General features: G+C 40.8%; 15 protein-coding genes and 1 riboswitch. Of the genes, 10 read left to right on the top strand and 5 right to left on the bottom strand.

Translation table 11 applies throughout. The features are described from left to right. Positions 1-97 precede the first annotated feature (97 nt). From ABFY81_RS18255 to gluQRS, 6 genes are all read left to right on the top strand, one after another. The gene (locus tag ABFY81_RS18255) at positions 98-1,180 is read left to right on the top strand and encodes a hypothetical protein (protein WP_347914349.1); all 1,083 of its coding nucleotides are present in this window, start codon (positions 98-100) and stop codon (positions 1,178-1,180) included. A 34-nt stretch (positions 1,181-1,214) separates the two neighbouring features. Continuing rightward, positions 1,215-1,349, top strand: a riboswitch (TPP riboswitch). Between the two features lie 89 nt (positions 1,350-1,438). Further along, a complete protein-coding gene (gene thiC, locus ABFY81_RS18250; protein WP_347914348.1) occupies positions 1,439-3,316 on the top strand; it encodes a phosphomethylpyrimidine synthase ThiC in 1,878 nt (625 codons plus the stop codon). Between the two features lie 75 nt (positions 3,317-3,391). Then, the gene (locus ABFY81_RS18245) at positions 3,392-4,018 is read left to right on the top strand and encodes an NUDIX domain-containing protein (protein WP_347914347.1); all 627 of its coding nucleotides are present in this window, start codon (positions 3,392-3,394) and stop codon (positions 4,016-4,018) included. Between the two features lie 4 nt (positions 4,019-4,022). Continuing rightward, positions 4,023-4,835, top strand: coding sequence for a 3',5'-cyclic-AMP phosphodiesterase (gene cpdA, locus ABFY81_RS18240; protein ID WP_347914346.1), 813 nt, complete (start codon positions 4,023-4,025; stop codon positions 4,833-4,835). Positions 4,836-5,046: 211 nt separating this feature from the next. Further along, entirely contained in the window at positions 5,047-5,583 is a 537-nt protein-coding gene (gene dksA / locus ABFY81_RS18235; protein WP_002121205.1) for an RNA polymerase-binding protein DksA, read from the top strand. 1 nt (position 5,584) lies between these two features. Further along, positions 5,585-6,481 carry a tRNA glutamyl-Q(34) synthetase GluQRS gene (gene gluQRS / locus ABFY81_RS18230; protein WP_347914345.1) on the top strand — a complete coding sequence of 299 codons (897 nt, stop codon included), beginning with the start codon at positions 5,585-5,587 and terminating at the stop codon, positions 6,479-6,481. A gap of 50 nt (positions 6,482-6,531) precedes the next feature. On the opposite strand, the gene ftsW is transcribed toward gluQRS, so the two are convergent. The 5 genes from ftsW to ABFY81_RS18205 form a co-directional block, all read right to left on the bottom strand. Then, positions 6,532-7,728, bottom strand: a complete 1,197-nt coding sequence (gene ftsW / locus ABFY81_RS18225; protein WP_004699234.1) for a putative lipid II flippase FtsW — start codon at positions 7,726-7,728, stop codon at positions 6,532-6,534. A 26-nt stretch (positions 7,729-7,754) separates the two neighbouring features. Next, entirely contained in the window at positions 7,755-9,101 is a 1,347-nt protein-coding gene (gene murD, locus ABFY81_RS18220; protein WP_004699236.1) for a UDP-N-acetylmuramoyl-L-alanine--D-glutamate ligase, read from the bottom strand. Between the two features lie 147 nt (positions 9,102-9,248). Then, entirely contained in the window at positions 9,249-9,500 is a 252-nt protein-coding gene (locus ABFY81_RS18215; protein ID WP_019457012.1) for a DUF6587 family protein, read from the bottom strand. Positions 9,501-9,512: 12 nt separating this feature from the next. After that, positions 9,513-11,369 (bottom strand): ferrous iron transporter B, encoded by a 1,857-nt coding sequence (locus ABFY81_RS18210; RefSeq protein WP_019457011.1) that lies wholly within the window; start codon positions 11,367-11,369, stop codon positions 9,513-9,515. After that, a complete protein-coding gene (locus ABFY81_RS18205; protein ID WP_039254224.1) occupies positions 11,366-11,626 on the bottom strand; it encodes a FeoA family protein in 261 nt (86 codons plus the stop codon). Before ABFY81_RS18205 ends, ABFY81_RS18210 begins: the two co-directional genes overlap by 4 nt. Positions 11,627-11,770: 144 nt before the next feature. Here ABFY81_RS18205 and xerD point away from each other — a divergent pair, with 144 nt between their 5' ends. From xerD to thrC, 4 genes are all read left to right on the top strand, one after another. Further along, positions 11,771-12,691, top strand: coding sequence for a site-specific tyrosine recombinase XerD (gene xerD / locus ABFY81_RS18200; RefSeq protein WP_039254226.1), 921 nt, complete (start codon positions 11,771-11,773; stop codon positions 12,689-12,691). A 146-nt stretch (positions 12,692-12,837) separates the two neighbouring features. Beyond that, complete coding sequence (locus tag ABFY81_RS18195) at positions 12,838-13,653, top strand: DsbC family protein (RefSeq protein ID WP_086497165.1); 816 nt, start codon at positions 12,838-12,840, stop codon at positions 13,651-13,653. Between the two features lie 244 nt (positions 13,654-13,897). Continuing rightward, entirely contained in the window at positions 13,898-15,199 is a 1,302-nt protein-coding gene (locus tag ABFY81_RS18190) for a homoserine dehydrogenase (RefSeq protein ID WP_039254228.1), read from the top strand. A 54-nt stretch (positions 15,200-15,253) separates the two neighbouring features. Further along, a complete protein-coding gene (gene thrC, locus ABFY81_RS18185) occupies positions 15,254-16,393 on the top strand; it encodes a threonine synthase (RefSeq protein ID WP_019457006.1) in 1,140 nt (379 codons plus the stop codon). The last annotated feature ends 88 nt before the right edge of the window (positions 16,394-16,481 follow it).

Raw genomic sequence — 16,481 nt, 5'->3', positions numbered from 1 at the left:
GTAGACCGACCTACCTAATAATAAAGATTTCTAACAATGATGCAATCTTTTTCCGAGTTATAATTTGAGCAATATTCACTTTGATAAAAATACAATCATGAAAAAAGTTTTAATGATGAGTATGTGCAGTGCACTACTTTTAGCCGGTTGCAATAAAACCTCCCAGCAAGATCAAGTTGTATCTAAAGAACAAAAACCTAGTGAACAAGAAGCTACCCAAAAACAAGAAAGCAGTTGCACACAAATTATGACTGCAATGAAAAAAATTAATCAAAACAGCAAAATAGAAGACTTGAACCAAATTAATGAAAAGCTCAAAACCTGTGTTCCATCATTAAAAAATGAGGAACAACTTAAGCTAATGAATGCTTCAACCGCCATGTATCAACGTTTTCTTAAACAAGACGATAATGAAAAAACAGCGAAAGCTTTTGAGGCATTTGGGTATGCCATTTTAGAAAAAGAACCATTAGATGCTAAAAAAACAATGAAAACCAAGAAAAAGTTATTCGATCAGCTTAGTACTCGTGATCAATATTTACTTCAACATGAAGGTCAAGCCTATATTGAACTACTCTATCAAGGCGAAGGCATGTTTACGTATCGACGTCAGCCAAACTATTTAGTTGATGTTTTTGCTAAAGCCCTACCCGCTGACCAAAAAGAGTTCTTAACGCGTATGGCAAAAGACAATAAAGAGATTTTCTATGACGACGGCGCTTTGGCTATCTCATGGAAAGAGCTTACTGAGCGTGCATTATTTTGGGAGAAATTTATTCAAAAATATCCAAAGAGTTATTTTATTAGCGATGCAAAATTATTATTTAATGAGTACCGATACTTTATTTTCTTTGGCTTAGATAATACGCCTGTGTCCGATGAGTTTGCTCCAAACACATGGATTGATAAAGATGCTTTACAACAAATTCAATTTTTATCTACACAAAAACAGTCGAGTTTAGCGAAACCTGCTCAAGAGTTTCTTAAATTTATTGCCACTCCAGTTGAAGAGCGAAATAAGCAGTTTAACCTAGATTTAATGGATGAAAATGGGCAGGAAAAATCAAACTATCAGCTTGTCCATGAACAGCTTGAGCAGTTATTAAAACTAGAGTCACCATGGAATACTCAAAGCTACCGTGACTGCCACATGGATGCGGTTTGTATAGATACAAATTGACAATGCCAGCCAACCTAAAACATGTTAGTCTTTAAATCGCTTGACGGAGCGCGAGTAATAGCTCGCTGAGATTGTGTAAATTCCGTGTTATCGCAACACAAGTTTGATCACAAGTACCGTTGAACCTGATCAGGTTAAGACCTGCGTAGGAATCAAGCCATCTAAAAACTTACAGCCTTAAATTTATCTACTAAAGATAAATCCGCCATCGTTTTTGGTCGTGCTTGATTCGTTGATGTTATTCATAAGGATCATGTGATGAACCAGTTAACGAATCTTTCTTCTGCTGAAATTTCAGCACAACATGAACAAGATGCAAAAGATTTAACCCGCATCTTGCCCGCTTCAAAAAAAGTTTATATTGAAGGCTCTCGCCCTGATATTCAGGTTCCAATGCGGGAAATTTCTTTAACAGATACCCCTACTGGACTTGGCGGTGAACATAATCCACCTGTTATGGTCTATGACACGTCAGGTGTTTATACAGATCCGAATGTTCAAATTGATTTAGACAAAGGTTTACCTTCAATTCGCCAAAACTGGATTGAAGAACGTAATGATACCGATGTACTTGATGGCTTAACTTCAAAGTTTGGTCAGGAACGTTTAAAAGACATTCGTACCGCTGACATTCGTTTTGCTCATATTCAAAACCCACGCCGCGCTAAAGCAGGTAAAAATGTTACTCAAATGCACTATGCCAAGCAAGGTATTATCACACCTGAAATGGAATATATTGCAATTCGTGAAAATCAACGCCAGCGTGAAGGTGTTGATATGCGCCAACATGCTGGACAGAATTTTGGTGCAAAAAACTTAAAAGAAATTACACCTGAGTTTGTTCGCCAAGAAGTTGCTGAAGGTCGCGCAATTATTCCTGCCAACATTAACCATCCAGAACTTGAACCAATGATTATTGGTCGTAACTTCTTGGTTAAAATTAATGCCAATATTGGTAACTCAGCTCTTGGCTCTTCAATTGATGAAGAAGTTGCAAAAATGACTTGGGCAACTCGTTGGGGTGCCGACACCATTATGGATTTGTCGACAGGTAAGAACATCCATGAAACACGTGAATGGATTATTCGTAACTCACCTGTTCCAATCGGTACCGTGCCAATCTATCAAGCCCTTGAAAAAGTGGATGGTGTTGCAGAAGACCTAACTTGGGAAATCTTCAAAGACACACTGATTGAACAAGCAGAACAAGGTGTTGACTACTTCACGATTCACGCAGGTGTCTTGCTTCGCTATGTGCCGCTTACAGCAAACCGTTTAACGGGTATTGTGTCTCGTGGTGGTTCAATCATGGCTCAGTGGTGTCTAGCACACCATGAAGAAAACTTCTTATACACACATTTCGATGAAATCTGTGAAATTATGAAAGCTTATGATGTTTCATTTAGCTTAGGTGATGGCTTACGTCCGGGTTGTATTCAAGATGCCAATGACGAAGCGCAGTTCAGCGAACTTAAAACATTAGGTGAACTGACTCACCGTGCGTGGGAACATGATGTTCAGGTCATGATTGAAGGACCAGGCCATGTACCGATGCACATGATTAAAGAGAACATGGACTTGCAGTTAGAAGTATGTAAAGAAGCGCCATTCTATACGCTTGGACCATTAACAACTGACATCGCACCGGGTTATGACCACATTACTTCTGCAATTGGCGCAGCCATGATTGGTTGGTATGGTACAGCCATGCTTTGTTATGTGACGCCAAAAGAGCATTTGGGCTTACCAAACAAAAAAGATGTTAAAGACGGAATTATTACCTATAAGCTTGCAGCACATGCTGCTGACCTTGCTAAAGGACATCCGGGTGCTCAAGTTCGCGATAATGCCTTGTCAAAAGCTCGTTTTGAATTCCGTTGGGATGATCAATTCAACTTAAGTTTAGACCCTGACACAGCACGTAGTATGCACGATGAAACCTTACCAAAAGAGGCGCATAAATCTGCTCACTTCTGTTCAATGTGTGGTCCGAAATTCTGTTCAATGAAAATCACCCAGAATGTACGTGACTATGCCAACAATCTCACCAATAACGATTCAGAGGTTGAAGAAGGCCTCAAAGCGATGAAAGAGGTTTATCAAGAGCAAGGTCAAAAACTGTATCACAAAGTGTAAATATTCAAAAAAAACACTTGCCTAGCCATGATTCTCGGTTAGGATGAAATAAATAGATTTCGTCCTGATCGAATCATGAGTATTGTCGAGCGTCCAAGTTATACATCTAAAGATGTCGAAGTAACATCACGTGAATCTCTGTTCCGTGGTTTTATTCAAGTTGAAAAAGTTAGCCTTCGACATCGTCTATTTAATCAGTCTGAATATACTCCTGTATTGCAGCGCGAACTTGTACATCGGCCTGAAGCGGCTGGTGTTCTTCTCTACAATGACCAAAAACAACAGTTTGCACTGATTGAACAGTTTCGTGTGGGTGCTTTAGGTGATTCACAATCACCATGGCAGCTTGAAGTTATTGCTGGGGTATTAGATGGCAATGAATCACCAGAAAACTGTATTCGACGTGAAAGCCTTGAAGAATCAGGTTGTGAAGTTCAGGATTTAGAACATCTATTTAGTTTTTACCCATCAGCAGGCGCATGTTCCGAGCTATTTCACCTGTATGTTGCCGAAACCAATTTACCCGATGAAGGTGATATTTTTGGGGTAGATGATGAGGGTGAAAATATTCAGCTACATTTGTTTAGTTATAGTGAAATTCAAACACTACTCGACAGCGGACGTTTAAGAAATGCCCCTGTTATTATGGCATTGCAATGGCTGGCTCAACACAGCAAAACGATAATAAATCCGAAGAGGTAGGACGGTGACTTTTCAAGTCTCAACACTTTCACAAAAAAATCATGTCATCATACAAATTACCGATACACATTTATTGGAGTATCCACAGCTAGAATTTGTCGGGATGAATCCTGAAGAAAGTTTCCATGCCATTATCAAACAGATATTAAAGCAACATCCTGAAGCAGACGCGATTATTCATACTGGAGATCTCGCACAAGCACCGACACCGCTTACCTACAAGCGTTATATAAACTTTATGCAAACCTTGGGTTTACCTTTTTTTCATACGCTAGGTAACCATGACAATGTGGACCACTTTCCTTTGCATAACGAAAATCATCAGGAACCTGTGGTTGTAGGTTTAGGCAACTGGCGCATCATTATGCTCAACAGTGCCGTAAAAGGAAAAATAGATGGTCATTTGTCTTCAGAACAATTAAAAAATCTAGAGAATTTGCTTGAACAATTCGCAGATCACCCAGTTTTGCTGGCTTGTCATCATCATCCATTTGCCATGAAATCAAAATGGATTGATCATCATAAGCTTCAAAACTCAAATGCCCTTCTGGATACGTTAAGCCCGTTTAAAAATGTAAAGGCATTGGTCTGCGGACATGTCCATCAAGACTCTCTTAATATTTGGCAAGGTATCGAGTTTTTCTCCACACCTTCAACAAGTGTGCAATTTAAACCGTTTAGTAAAGATTTTGCGCTCGACCAAAATGCACCGGGTTATCGTTACATTCGTCTGAATAATGATGGCACTTTTGAAACAAAAGTATTTCGACTTGAAAATTTTAAAACCCTTATAAATACTGATATTTCAGGCTATTAAACCTATTTTTTATATGCTTATATAGAATTATGACTGGGGTAAACACGTTTTGAAAATATTTACGGGTCAGAATGACTATCATCTTGCAGGAAAAATCTATATGATGACGACCCGATGGGAAAATCCCATCGATGGTTTTCTATAAAAACACTTGCATATCACCATATTTTTTGCGTATAGATAATACGTGTATGATGAGGAATGCCCTATTATGGCGAATGACAACCACAACCAAGTTTTGGATGAACATACAGAAGTTGTAGTAGAAGGTGATAAAGCTTCTGCAAAACGTGCACGTAAAGTGAAACCTAAAACTTCTGACATAGGCACAACTGCAAGTTTATTTGGTATTGCACCTTATCAACCTAAGAAAAATGAAGAGTACATGTCTGAAGGACAGCTCGAGCATTTCCGACAAATTCTGCAAGCATGGAAAGCTGAATTAATGTCTGAAGTTGATCGTACTTTAAATACGATGCAAGACGAATCAACTGCACTGCCAGATGTAAACGACCGTGCTACCCAAGAAGAAGAATTTGCAATTGAATTACGTACACGCGACCGTGAACGTAAATTAATTCGTAAAATTGAACAATCTATGGAAGCGATTAAAAACGAAGACTACGGTTTCTGTGAAACTTGTGGTATCGAAATCGGTTTACGTCGTTTAGAAGCACGTCCAACTGCAACGTTATGTATTGACTGCAAAACTTTGGCAGAAATTAAAGAGAAGCAAAATAACGGTTAATATGACCGCTGTAGCTACTCAAGAAAAGCCCAGCTTTTCGTACTCAGGTCGGTTTGCGCCCTCGCCAACCGGCCCTTTACATTTCGGATCACTGATTACTGCTGTTGCCAGTTATTGTGATGCCAGAGCTCATCAAGGGCGATGGGTAGTTCGTGTTGAAGACACCGACATCCCACGTATCTATCCCGGTAGTGAAGACCATATACTCGCATCACTTGAAGCTTTTCAGTTCGATCCCGATGCCGAGATCATTTTCCAAAAAGACCGGCTAGATATTTATGAAAGCGTATTAGACCAGCTAAAAAAAGAAGGTCTGGTTTATGCTTGTCAGTGTACCCGTAAAATGCTCGGTTCAAATGCAATCTATGCAGGCACTTGCCGTGATTTACATCTCGACTTTCAAGATCAAGCAATTCGGGTAAAAGTTCAAGATCAGCAAATTTGTTTCGATGACCGCCTACAAGGATACCATTGCTCTAATCTGCAATATGACCTTGGAGACTTTGTTCTTAAACGCCGCGACGGCATTATTAACTATCAACTTGCTGTAGTTGTAGATGATTATCTACAAGGTATTACTCACGTTGTTCGTGGCGCAGACCTCTTAGATAACACCGAACGTCAAATCTGGCTAGGTCAACTGCTCGGTTATCCTAAACTCAGCTATATGCATCTTCCCTTAGCTATGAATGACCAAGGGCAAAAACTTTCTAAACAAAACCTTGCTCATGCGCTTGATTTAACCAAGGCATCTCAATTACTACAACAAGCTATACAAGCACTAGGCCAACCAAACGTCGATTTAGACCGCCCCGAACTCATGCTCAAGCAAGCTGTAGCACAGTGGAATGTAGATTTAATTCCTCATAAACAAGAGCTCAGCGGAACATATTTATAAATAAAAAAGCCCGATTTGATATCGGGTTTTTTTATAACGATTGAAATGCTTTAGAAGTTTGATTCTTCTCTTTCAGGATTCACTTCTTGAGTTGATGCATCAATCTTTAAGATCAAGCTAATCATGGCTGCACACATCATTAAAGACGTACCACCATAACTAATAAATGGCAGAGTTAAACCTTTAGTTGGCATTAAGCCCATGTTCATACCCGCATTTACCAAAATCTGGAGTAAGAAAATAATACTAATGCCATAAGCTAAATAGCCCGCGCGAAGATAATGGTGTTTCAAAGCACGATGACCAATTTTGATACAACAAGCCAACATTAAGAAAGACAAGCCAATGACAATCGAAATACCAAAGAAGCCAAACTCTTCACCTAACACGGCCAACATAAAGTCAGTATGTGCTTCAGGTAAATAAGATAGTTTTTGAACACTATGTCCCAAACCTGTTCCAAACCATTCACCACGACCAAATGCCATGAGTGCGTTTGATAACTGATAACCCACACCTAATGGGTCTGCCCATGGGTCAGTAAATGAAATCAAACGTTGAAAACGGTAAGGCTCAAATAAGATTAAGAACACAATACCCGTGACAATCGCACCTAGCATGATTAAGAACTGCGTTGGTGGTGCACCAGCTAAAAAGAAGACCCCAACCATCATCATGACAATAACGATCGTTGCCCCCAAGTCAGGCTCGGCAATAATCAAACCAACCGTAATTGCCATCACACCACTTAAACGCAGTAAACCTTTCCAATGCGTACGAACCTCTTTAGCACGGCGTACCACATAGTCTGCTGTAAAGATTGCCATCATAACCTTAGCAACTTCTGTAGGCTGCAAGGTAAAACCACCGATTTTAATCCAACGAGTAGAACCATTGACTTCCGAACCTACCGCCAGAGCAGCAAGTAACAGCACCATGGTTAATAACCACAGCGGGAAAGTGTTTTTAAACCATGTATTCAGTGAGATTCGGTAAGTCAAATACGCCACGACCCCAGCAACCGCAATAGAAATTGCATGGCGGATGACATAGTGAAACGGGTTCTCATGCATATATTCGGCATAAGGCATGGAAGCAGACGCAACCATCACCGATCCGATACATAACAATGCAACGACACAGAAAATCAGAACATTACGTGGTGTCACTTCCGCTGGCCATTTAGGCAATATCCGTTCATACCACTGATTGATTTTCTGGATTGTGGTCTGAGCTAAGCCTGCCATACTACATTCCTAATCATAATATTTCTTTAAACCAACGAATTGACGCAGGCAACAAACTGCTGACCACGGTCATTATAACTTTTAAACATGTCAAAACTTGCACACGCTGGTGATAGCAACACCACGTCTTCAGCATGCGTTTCACGTTGACACAGCTCTACAGCTTCTTTAAGCGTTGCTGCATGTAAAATTTTAGTTGCACCTTGAATAGACTGCTCAATGACTGGAGCATCTTCACCAATCAATACCACAACTTTGGCATACTTTTCGATAGAAGAACGTAACGGAGCAAAGTCTTGGCCTTTACCTTGTCCACCCAAAATTAGGGCTACCTTACCTTTCTTCACTTCAATCGCAGCACCTAAACCATCAATTGCTGCAAGTGTAGCGCCAACATTGGTTCCTTTAGAGTCATTGTAATAACGTACATCATGCACGGTTTTTACATACTCACAGCGATGCTCTAAGCCTTTAAAATGTTTTAAAGTTTCAAGCATAGACTCCATAGGTAAGCCAATTGCTTCACCCAATGCTAAACACGCTAAAGCATTGGCTACGTTATGCATACCTTGAATATATAAGTCTGAGCTTTTAATTAAACGCTGCAAGCCACGAGCAAGCCAAAGTGTCCCATCAGCATCTCTTAAAACGCCATACTGGTTTAAGTCAGGTGCATTTAGTCCAAAGCTTTGCATAGGGGTTGTATCAGGTACAAGAGGACGGCTTAAAGCATCATCACGGTTAAATACAACTTTCTTGGTACCTTGGAAAATACGGTGTTTTGCTTTGTGATAACCCAACATGTTTCCGTGACGATCCAAGTGATCTTCACTCATGTTAAGGACTACAGCGACCTCAGCATTTAAGTGAGATGTGGTTTCTAACTGGAAGCTTGATAACTCAAGTACCAATAACTCTGGTTGATCTTTTAATAAATCTAGAGCTGGACGACCAAGATTGCCACCAACGGCAACTTTCTTACCTGCATCTTTGGCCATTAAGCCCATTAGAGTAGTAACAGTACTCTTCGCATTAGAGCCTGTAATCGCGACAATCGGCACATCTGTTGCACGGCGAAGTAGCTGAATATCACCTACTACAGAAATACCTTGAGCAATGGCTGCCTGAATCTCTGGTAATTGTGGTGCGAGGCCCGGGCTTAAAATAATTTCTTCTGCTTGTAATAGTAATTCTTGATCAAGCTGACCAAAACTGGTCTTTACTTCTGCAGGAATTTGATCATGGCCGGGAGGTGTGGGACGAGAGTCTGTTACTGCAACTTGGTAGCCTTGTTCATGCAGGAAATTTACAGCAGAAACACCTGATATACCCAAGCCTGCTACAACTTTTAACCCACCACGTTGTATTAACATTTTTGCCCCACAATTTATCAATCGACAGAATGGCAAAAATGTTAGCACTTTGCTGTTTTGAATACTTTTTCAGTTTGACTTTTATTCTACTTTTTTTGTGTCAGTGCGTAAAAAAGCCATCATTCGATGGCTTTTTATACAGAAAAATTAGCGCCACTTCACCGTTTGCACAGGAGCGGACTTTTGTGCAGGGGCATCATCCGTAGAACAGCCACAATTGCCGCCACAACCAGCAGCCTGTTTAGGCTTCAGCCATGCCGCCAACCGCTGCCAGCCCAACTTTTGACACTGGGTTGATAGCACACGAAATACTGAAGCAGATGTTTGAGGAAATACCTTTTTAAAGACAACAATGGCACTCCACAACACCAATACAGCAACAATAAGGTAATCAAACATAAGCGCCTCCTATTAACCCCAAATGCGTGATGCAATTTGGTAGGTTAAAAATGACATGAGATAAGCCAAACCAAAGAGATAGGCCGTCATCACTGCCACATGTTTCCATGAACCTGTCTCACGGCGTACCGTTGCCAAGGTCGCTAAACAATGTGGTGCATAAACAAACCACACCAATAAAGACAAGCCTGTAGCCAATGACCAACCTGTGCCGTTTGCACTAATCAAATGGGCAAGCCCTTGTGCAACCGCATTATCATCAGCACCAGATAACGCATATACTGTACCTAATGCTGCAACTACAACTTCACGAGCAGCCATCGCAGGAATTAATGCCACCACGATTTGCCAGTTAAAGCCAAGCGGTGCAAATAAAGGCTGAATAAAGTGCCCTGCCATACCCGCAAAGCTATAATCAATTGCTGGTAGCGTTGCGCCTTCTGGTGCTTGAGGGAAAGTACACAAGAACCAAAGAATAATGGTTAATGCAACAATAATCCCACCAACACGACGCAAGAAAATCTTTGCGCGTTCCATCAGCCCAATAGCAATACTTTTTGGGTCAGGAAAACGATAGCTTGGCAGCTCCATTAATAAGGCATGTTGTGATTTGTCTTTACGCAAGAACTTCATCACAAAGGCAACACAAAGCGCACTTAAAATACCCGCCATGTATAAACCAAACAGCACCAGACCTTGTAAGTTAAAGATCCCTAAAACAGTTTGACTTGGAATAAATGCACCAATTAACAAGGCATAGACAGGCAAACGTGCCGAACATGTCATAAGAGGTGCAACCATGATCGTGGTAAAACGATCACGCGAATCACTGATACTTCGAGTTGCCATAATGCCGGGAATGGCACAGGCAAAACTCGATAATAATGGAATGAAAGAACGGCCACTCAAGCCAGCTTTAAACATTAATTTATCGAGCAAGAATGCTGCGCGCGGTAAATAACCTGATTCTTCGAGTACCAGAATAAAGAAGAAGAGAATCAAAATTTGTGGCAAGAATGCCAATACAGTGCCCGCTCCCGCCAGAACACCATCTACGACCAAACTGCGTAGCACAGGTTGATGAATAGCTCCATTTAACCATTCACCTAACCATGGAATGACACCATCTTCGATTAAAGCTTTAAACGGTTCAGCCCAAGCAAATACTGCCTGAAAGACAATAAACATCATCACTGCCAAGCTGAGTAAACCCAACACAGGATGTAAGAAAATTCGGTCTAGAAAATCAGTACGTTTATCATCATGATCAACAAAATGAACCACATCTTTAAAAATCATTTCGATTTTTTGATGATGTCCACCACTTAAACCACTTAGCTCTGTATGCGGTACGGTATATTTTTCTTGGTCAAGCGCATGCAATAAGTTTTCAATACCTGAGTTACGTACGGCAACCGTTTCAACAACTGGAACACCTAAACGCTCAGACAACTTCTGTGTATTGATTTGAATACCGCGACGACGCGCTTCATCCATCATATTCAATACAACCAGAATTGGGCGCCCTAATTCAATAATTTCAAGCACCAAACCCAAGTGCAGTTTTAAGTTTGTCGCATCGACAATACATAAAAAAGCATCTTGCTGCCCTTCTTCGGCAATTTTACCTTGGCAGACATCACGAGTAATTTCTTCATCGGGACTAGTTGCCTGCAGACTATAGGTACCCGGCAAATCTAGTACACGAACGGCACGGCCAGAAGGTAACTGAAAGTTACCGACTTTACGCTCTACGGTTACACCCGCATAGTTAGCAACTTTTTGTCGTGTTCCAGTTAGGTGGTTAAACAGCGAAGTTTTACCACAGTTTGGATTCCCAACAAGGGCAATACGTAGCGCATCACTCATGCGGGTACTCCTTCTAACTGAATCTCGATTTTTTCCGCTTCCGCCTTACGTAAAGCGAAACGAGTAAAGCCAATTTGGATTAAGATCGGATCACCACCAAAAATACCCTTGGTAATCACTTCTATTCGAGTACCTGGCACAAAGCCCAGACTTTCCAAACGAATTGCGACCAAATCTTCTTGCTCGGACGTTTGTGTCATCCGATCTACTTTGGTGATGGTAGCCGCTTGCTTCACTTTCAACGCTGATAAACGCACCGCATCCGATCCTAAAACCTTTTTTTCTAGTATACATATAAATGAGAATAATTACCAAATAAGGTTAAATTTCAATTCTCACCTACTTTAATCGACAAATCTTAAAGTTTCTTTTAAAGTACAGTGGTTTAGAGGATATTGTTTATGATAAGTAAAAAACCGCGTATTCCAAGCCCTGTTCAAATTCCTGAACATTTGAGCTTTTTACAAGGTTTTCGTGACTATTTGGTTGCTCAAACAGTGAGTCCACATACTCGTAATGCTTATTTATCTGACCTGATTCAATGTGCTGAACTTCATAAAAAAAATAGCTTGCCGAAATGGTCGAGTGATGACATTTCTGATGTCTTAATTGAACTTACCAAAATAGGAAAAAGTCCACGCTCAATCGCACGCTGCTTATCTGCCCTACGCCAGTTTTACAAATTTTTACGTGAACAAAAATTACGAAGTGATAACCCAGTAGCGACACATCACTCACCCAAAATTGGCCGAGCTTTACCCAAAGATTTATCAGAAGAAGATGTAGAAGCACTTATTCAAGCGCCTGACATTACAACAGCTTTGGGATTGCGTGACCGAGCGATGTTTGAAGTGCTTTATGCATGTGGTTTACGCGTTTCTGAGCTAATCAACCTACGCTTGGAGCTAATCAATTTAAAACAAGGCTATTTACGTATTACGGGTAAAGGCAATAAAGAACGTTTGGTACCGTTAGGCCAATATGCTTGTGATTGGGTAGAGCGCTACTTAAGCGATGCACGCCCTCAACTTTATAAAAGCTCGACTGACTATTTATTTTTAACTCAACATGGCGGAATCATGAGCCGTCAGAATTTTTGGTATGCGATTAAACGTTACGCCTTGCAAGCCAATATTCAAGCTGAACTATCGCCTCATACCTTACGCCACGCCTTTGCAACACACTTGCTCAATCACGGTGCTGACTTACGCGTAGTACAAATGTTATTGGGTCATAGCGACTTATCTACCACCCAAATCTATACCCATGTGGCACAAGTGAGAATGCAACAATTACATGAAAAACATCATCCTAGAGGATAAAAGTTTTTAAGCGAATGATTTGAAATTCATCAAACAATCGTTTGATTTCGTTCACAAAGGTTAAGAAAGTTTTAACAATACACACTAGATTTTTTGTTATGCTTAGCAGCTTCTGACTATAAATACTGATGAAATAAGGGTTATCTATGTCTTTTACCCGATCTCAACTTTTTCTTGCCTGTGCTTTGGCTTCTAGCTTGCTGTTCAGTGCTTGTTCTAAAGAAAACAAACCACAAAAAGAAGATGCGCTCACAGCGACTGCACCTGCTACTGGGGAAGCGTCAACCATCATTGAACGTAATGCTAAACAGCGTTTAATTGAAACTTTGCAAAAACAATTTAAGAATGCAAATATCAACGCCAAAATTTTAGATATCAAGCCGACAGAAGTTCCTAATTTATATTGGGTAAATCTCGAAGGAATGACATCAATTTATACAACCAGTGATGGTAAATACCTGATTCAGGGTGATGTCATTCGTTTAGGTGGCAAAGAACTGCATAATATTGGTGATAACCTGCAAGCTTCAGAAAATAAAAAGCATCTTGCTGCTTTAAAAAATGAAGATTTGATTGTTTACCCAGCGAAAGATGGTAAGGCTAAACATGTGATTTATGTGTTTACCGATGCAAGCTGTCCTTATTGCCACAAATTACATGAGCATTTAGCCGAGATTAATGAAAAAGGCATTGAGGTTCGTTATATTGCTTGGCCACGTGGTGAACAATTTATGCCAACTATGGAAGCCGTTTGGTGTAGTGCAGACCGTAAAGCTGCATTTAACCAAGCTGTACAAGGCGTTAGTATTCCACCTGCACAATGTAAAAACCCTGTCCGCGAACAATATCAACTTGGTTTAAACATGGGCGTGAATGGTACTCCTGCAATCTACAATGTTGATGGCGAGTACTTGGGTGGCTACTTAACACCAGATGAATTGGTTAAAAAATTGAATAAATAATATTCACCAAGCTGATGAATGATTAATCAGCTATCTCTTCAACAAAGCGCTGCTCATATTGCAGCGCTTTGTTTTTTCAATAATTAATACTTTTTCCACCAATGTTTAAAGACTGATCTAATCAGCTTTTCCGAACATCGCACTCTAATTGATTGAACAAGCATGAAAAGCGCTAGAGTCTGGCGTTTTTTTTAGCTATGATCTAGCTTCAACTAAATGATTAAATGATGATATGGAGTGTGACGTGAAACCAGTTCGCCTGGCAATACTCGGTTTAGGAACCGTAGGTGGAGGAGCCCTTAAACTACTACAAGAAAATGCCGCTGAAATTAAACGTCGCACCGGTCGAGAAATTCAAATTACCCACGTTGGAACACGCCGCCCTCGTCCAGATCTTGAATTAGAAGGGATTAAACAAAGCGCGGATTTACTTGACATCGTTCGTCAACCAGACGTTGATGTGGTTGTAGAAGTGATGGGTGGGATCCACCCTGCTTACGAAGTCATCATGGAAGCGATTAAACACGGCAAACAAGTCGTGACTGCAAATAAAGCCTTACTCGCTGAACATGGCAATGAACTATTTAAAGCAGCTGAAGACAATGCTGTGCAAATTGCTTATGAAGCAGCAGTAGCTGGCGGTATTCCAATTATTAAAGTGATTCGTGAAGGCCTTGCTGCAAACCATATTGAATGGCTAGCAGGCATCATTAATGGTACAGGCAACTTTATTCTGACTGAAATGCGTGAAAAAGGTCGTGCATTTGATGATGTATTAAAAGAAGCTCAGGAACTTGGCTATGCAGAAGCAGACCCAACTTTTGACGTTGAAGGTATTGATGCTGCGCACAAGCTTACAATTTTAGCGTCTTGTGCGTTTGGTATTCCTCTTCAGTTCGATAAAGTCTATACCGAAGGTATCAGCAAAATCACTGCGCAAGATGTGAAATATGCCGAAGAGCTTGGTTTCCGCATCAAGCATTTAGGTATTGCACGCCGTGCTGAAAAAGGGATTGAGCTACGTGTTCACCCAACACTTATTCCAGATGAGCAGCTTATTGCAAACGTAAACGGCGTTAAAAATGCTGTTTTAGTTCAGGCAAATGCAGTTGGTCCAACGCTGTACTACGGCGCTGGTGCTGGTGCAGGCCCAACAGCTTCTGCGGTTGTTGCCGATGTGATTGATATTGTTCGTGACATCTCTTATACAGAAGATGGCGCAGGTACAATTCCTCAACTTGCTTTTGAAGCATTAACAAATATGCCAATTTTAAGCCGTGAAGAAATGACCACAGGTTATTACATCCGCTTAAATGCTGAAGATCAGACTGGTGTACTTGCAGATGTAACGACCATCTTAAGCCGTGCTGGAATCAGCATTGATGCCATCATGCAACAATCCCGCTTAAAAGACCTTATTCCAATCGTGATTTTGACCGATCCAATCGTTGAATCAAAAATGGATGACGCTCTTGCGCAAATTCAAGCATTACCTGCTATTCGTGGCGAAATCGTAAGAATTCGTTTAGAATCGCTCGATAGTTAATCAGGTTGAGGGAAAGATTCCCTCTCCCGCTTCACCTCTAATTGGAACACCATCATGTCTAATGCCAATCGTTATACTGGTCTTGTAGATCGTTATCGTGACCGTTTGCCAGTTTCGGCAACTACTCGTGCTATCTCTTTGGGTGAGGGCAACACCCCACTCATTAAACTTGAGAATATTCCACGTATTATTGGCAAAGATGTTGAAATTTATGTGAAATATGAGGGTTTAAACCCAACTGGTTCATTTAAAGACCGTGGTATGACCATGGCTGTAACCAAAGCGGTTGAAGAAGGCTCTAAAGCGATTATCTGTGCATCTACTGGTAACACTTCTGCTGCTGCTGCTGCATACGCTGCTCGCGCTGGTATCAAAGCATTTGTTTTGATTCCGGAAGGCAAAATTGCGATGGGTAAAATGGCGCAAGCGATGATGTATGGTGCGATCACTATGCAAATTCGTGGTAACTTCGATGATGGTATGCGTCTTGTAAAAGAAGTGGCTGATCAAGCACCTGTAACGATTGTAAACTCAATCAACCCTTACCGTTTGCAAGGTCAAAAAACCATTGCTTATGAAATCGTTGAAGCTTTAGGCCGTGCACCTGACTATCACTGCTTGCCAGTAGGTAACGCAGGTAACATCACAGCTCACTGGATGGGTTATACAGAAGCTGTAGCAAACCAACCTGCTGATCAGTTCGAACAAGTTGTTTACGATGCTGCGACTGATCAATTCACTGGCCCTAAACCAGAAGGCTTACCAACAATGGTAGGTTACCAAGCTTCTGGCGCAGCTCCATTCTTACGTGGTGCTCCTGTTGAAAGCCCTGAAACTGTTGCAACTGCAATTCGTATTGGTAATCCACAAAGCTGGAACCATGCAAAAGCTGTGGTACGTGACTCTAAAGGCTGGTTTGATGAACTTCAAGACAGTGAGATTTTAGAAGCTCAACGCTTACTTTCTATGTATGAAGGTGTATTTGTTGAACCAGCATCTGCTGCTTCTATCGGCGGTGCAATCCGTGACATTAAAGCAGGTAAAATTGCTGAAGGTTCTGTCATCGTATGTACAGTAACTGGTAATGGCTTGAAAGATCCTGACACTGCAATCAAACAATGTGCTGATGCAGTAATGTTGTCAATTGATGCAACAATGGACCAAGTAAAAGATTCGATTTTATCTAATATGTAAGATCTGAGTTTTTATAAGAAACGGCTGTTTAATACAGCCGTTTTTTTATGCTTTTTTAAAAGCCATAAAAAACGCTTCTTAAAAGAAG

It is taken from the genome of Acinetobacter sp. WA-87, assembly GCF_039938935.1.
Lineage (GTDB): Bacteria > Pseudomonadota > Gammaproteobacteria > Pseudomonadales > Moraxellaceae > Acinetobacter > Acinetobacter seifertii.
This window is presented reverse-complemented; position numbering and strand designations above follow the sequence as displayed.

What these genes read in the sequence shown, in the direction of transcription:
- ABFY81_RS18255 (WP_347914349.1), top strand. Translation starts at nt 98, where the DNA reads ATGAAAAAAGTTTTAATGATGAGTATGTGCAGTGCACTACTTTTAGCC.
- thiC (WP_347914348.1), top strand. Translation starts at nt 1,439, where the DNA reads ATGAACCAGTTAACGAATCTTTCTTCTGCTGAAATTTCAGCACAACAT.
- ABFY81_RS18245 (WP_347914347.1), top strand. Translation starts at nt 3,392, where the DNA reads ATGAGTATTGTCGAGCGTCCAAGTTATACATCTAAAGATGTCGAAGTA.
- dksA (WP_002121205.1), top strand. Translation starts at nt 5,047, where the DNA reads ATGGCGAATGACAACCACAACCAAGTTTTGGATGAACATACAGAAGTT.
- gluQRS (WP_347914345.1), top strand. Translation starts at nt 5,585, where the DNA reads ATGACCGCTGTAGCTACTCAAGAAAAGCCCAGCTTTTCGTACTCAGGT.
- ftsW (WP_004699234.1), bottom strand. Translation starts at nt 7,728, where the DNA reads ATGGCAGGCTTAGCTCAGACCACAATCCAGAAAATCAATCAGTGGTAT.
- murD (WP_004699236.1), bottom strand. Translation starts at nt 9,101, where the DNA reads ATGTTAATACAACGTGGTGGGTTAAAAGTTGTAGCAGGCTTGGGTATA.
- ABFY81_RS18215 (WP_019457012.1), bottom strand. Translation starts at nt 9,500, where the DNA reads ATGTTTGATTACCTTATTGTTGCTGTATTGGTGTTGTGGAGTGCCATT.
- ABFY81_RS18210 (WP_019457011.1), bottom strand. Translation starts at nt 11,369, where the DNA reads ATGAGTGATGCGCTACGTATTGCCCTTGTTGGGAATCCAAACTGTGGT.
- xerD (WP_039254226.1), top strand. Translation starts at nt 11,771, where the DNA reads ATGATAAGTAAAAAACCGCGTATTCCAAGCCCTGTTCAAATTCCTGAA.
- ABFY81_RS18195 (WP_086497165.1), top strand. Translation starts at nt 12,838, where the DNA reads ATGTCTTTTACCCGATCTCAACTTTTTCTTGCCTGTGCTTTGGCTTCT.
- thrC (WP_019457006.1), top strand. Translation starts at nt 15,254, where the DNA reads ATGTCTAATGCCAATCGTTATACTGGTCTTGTAGATCGTTATCGTGAC.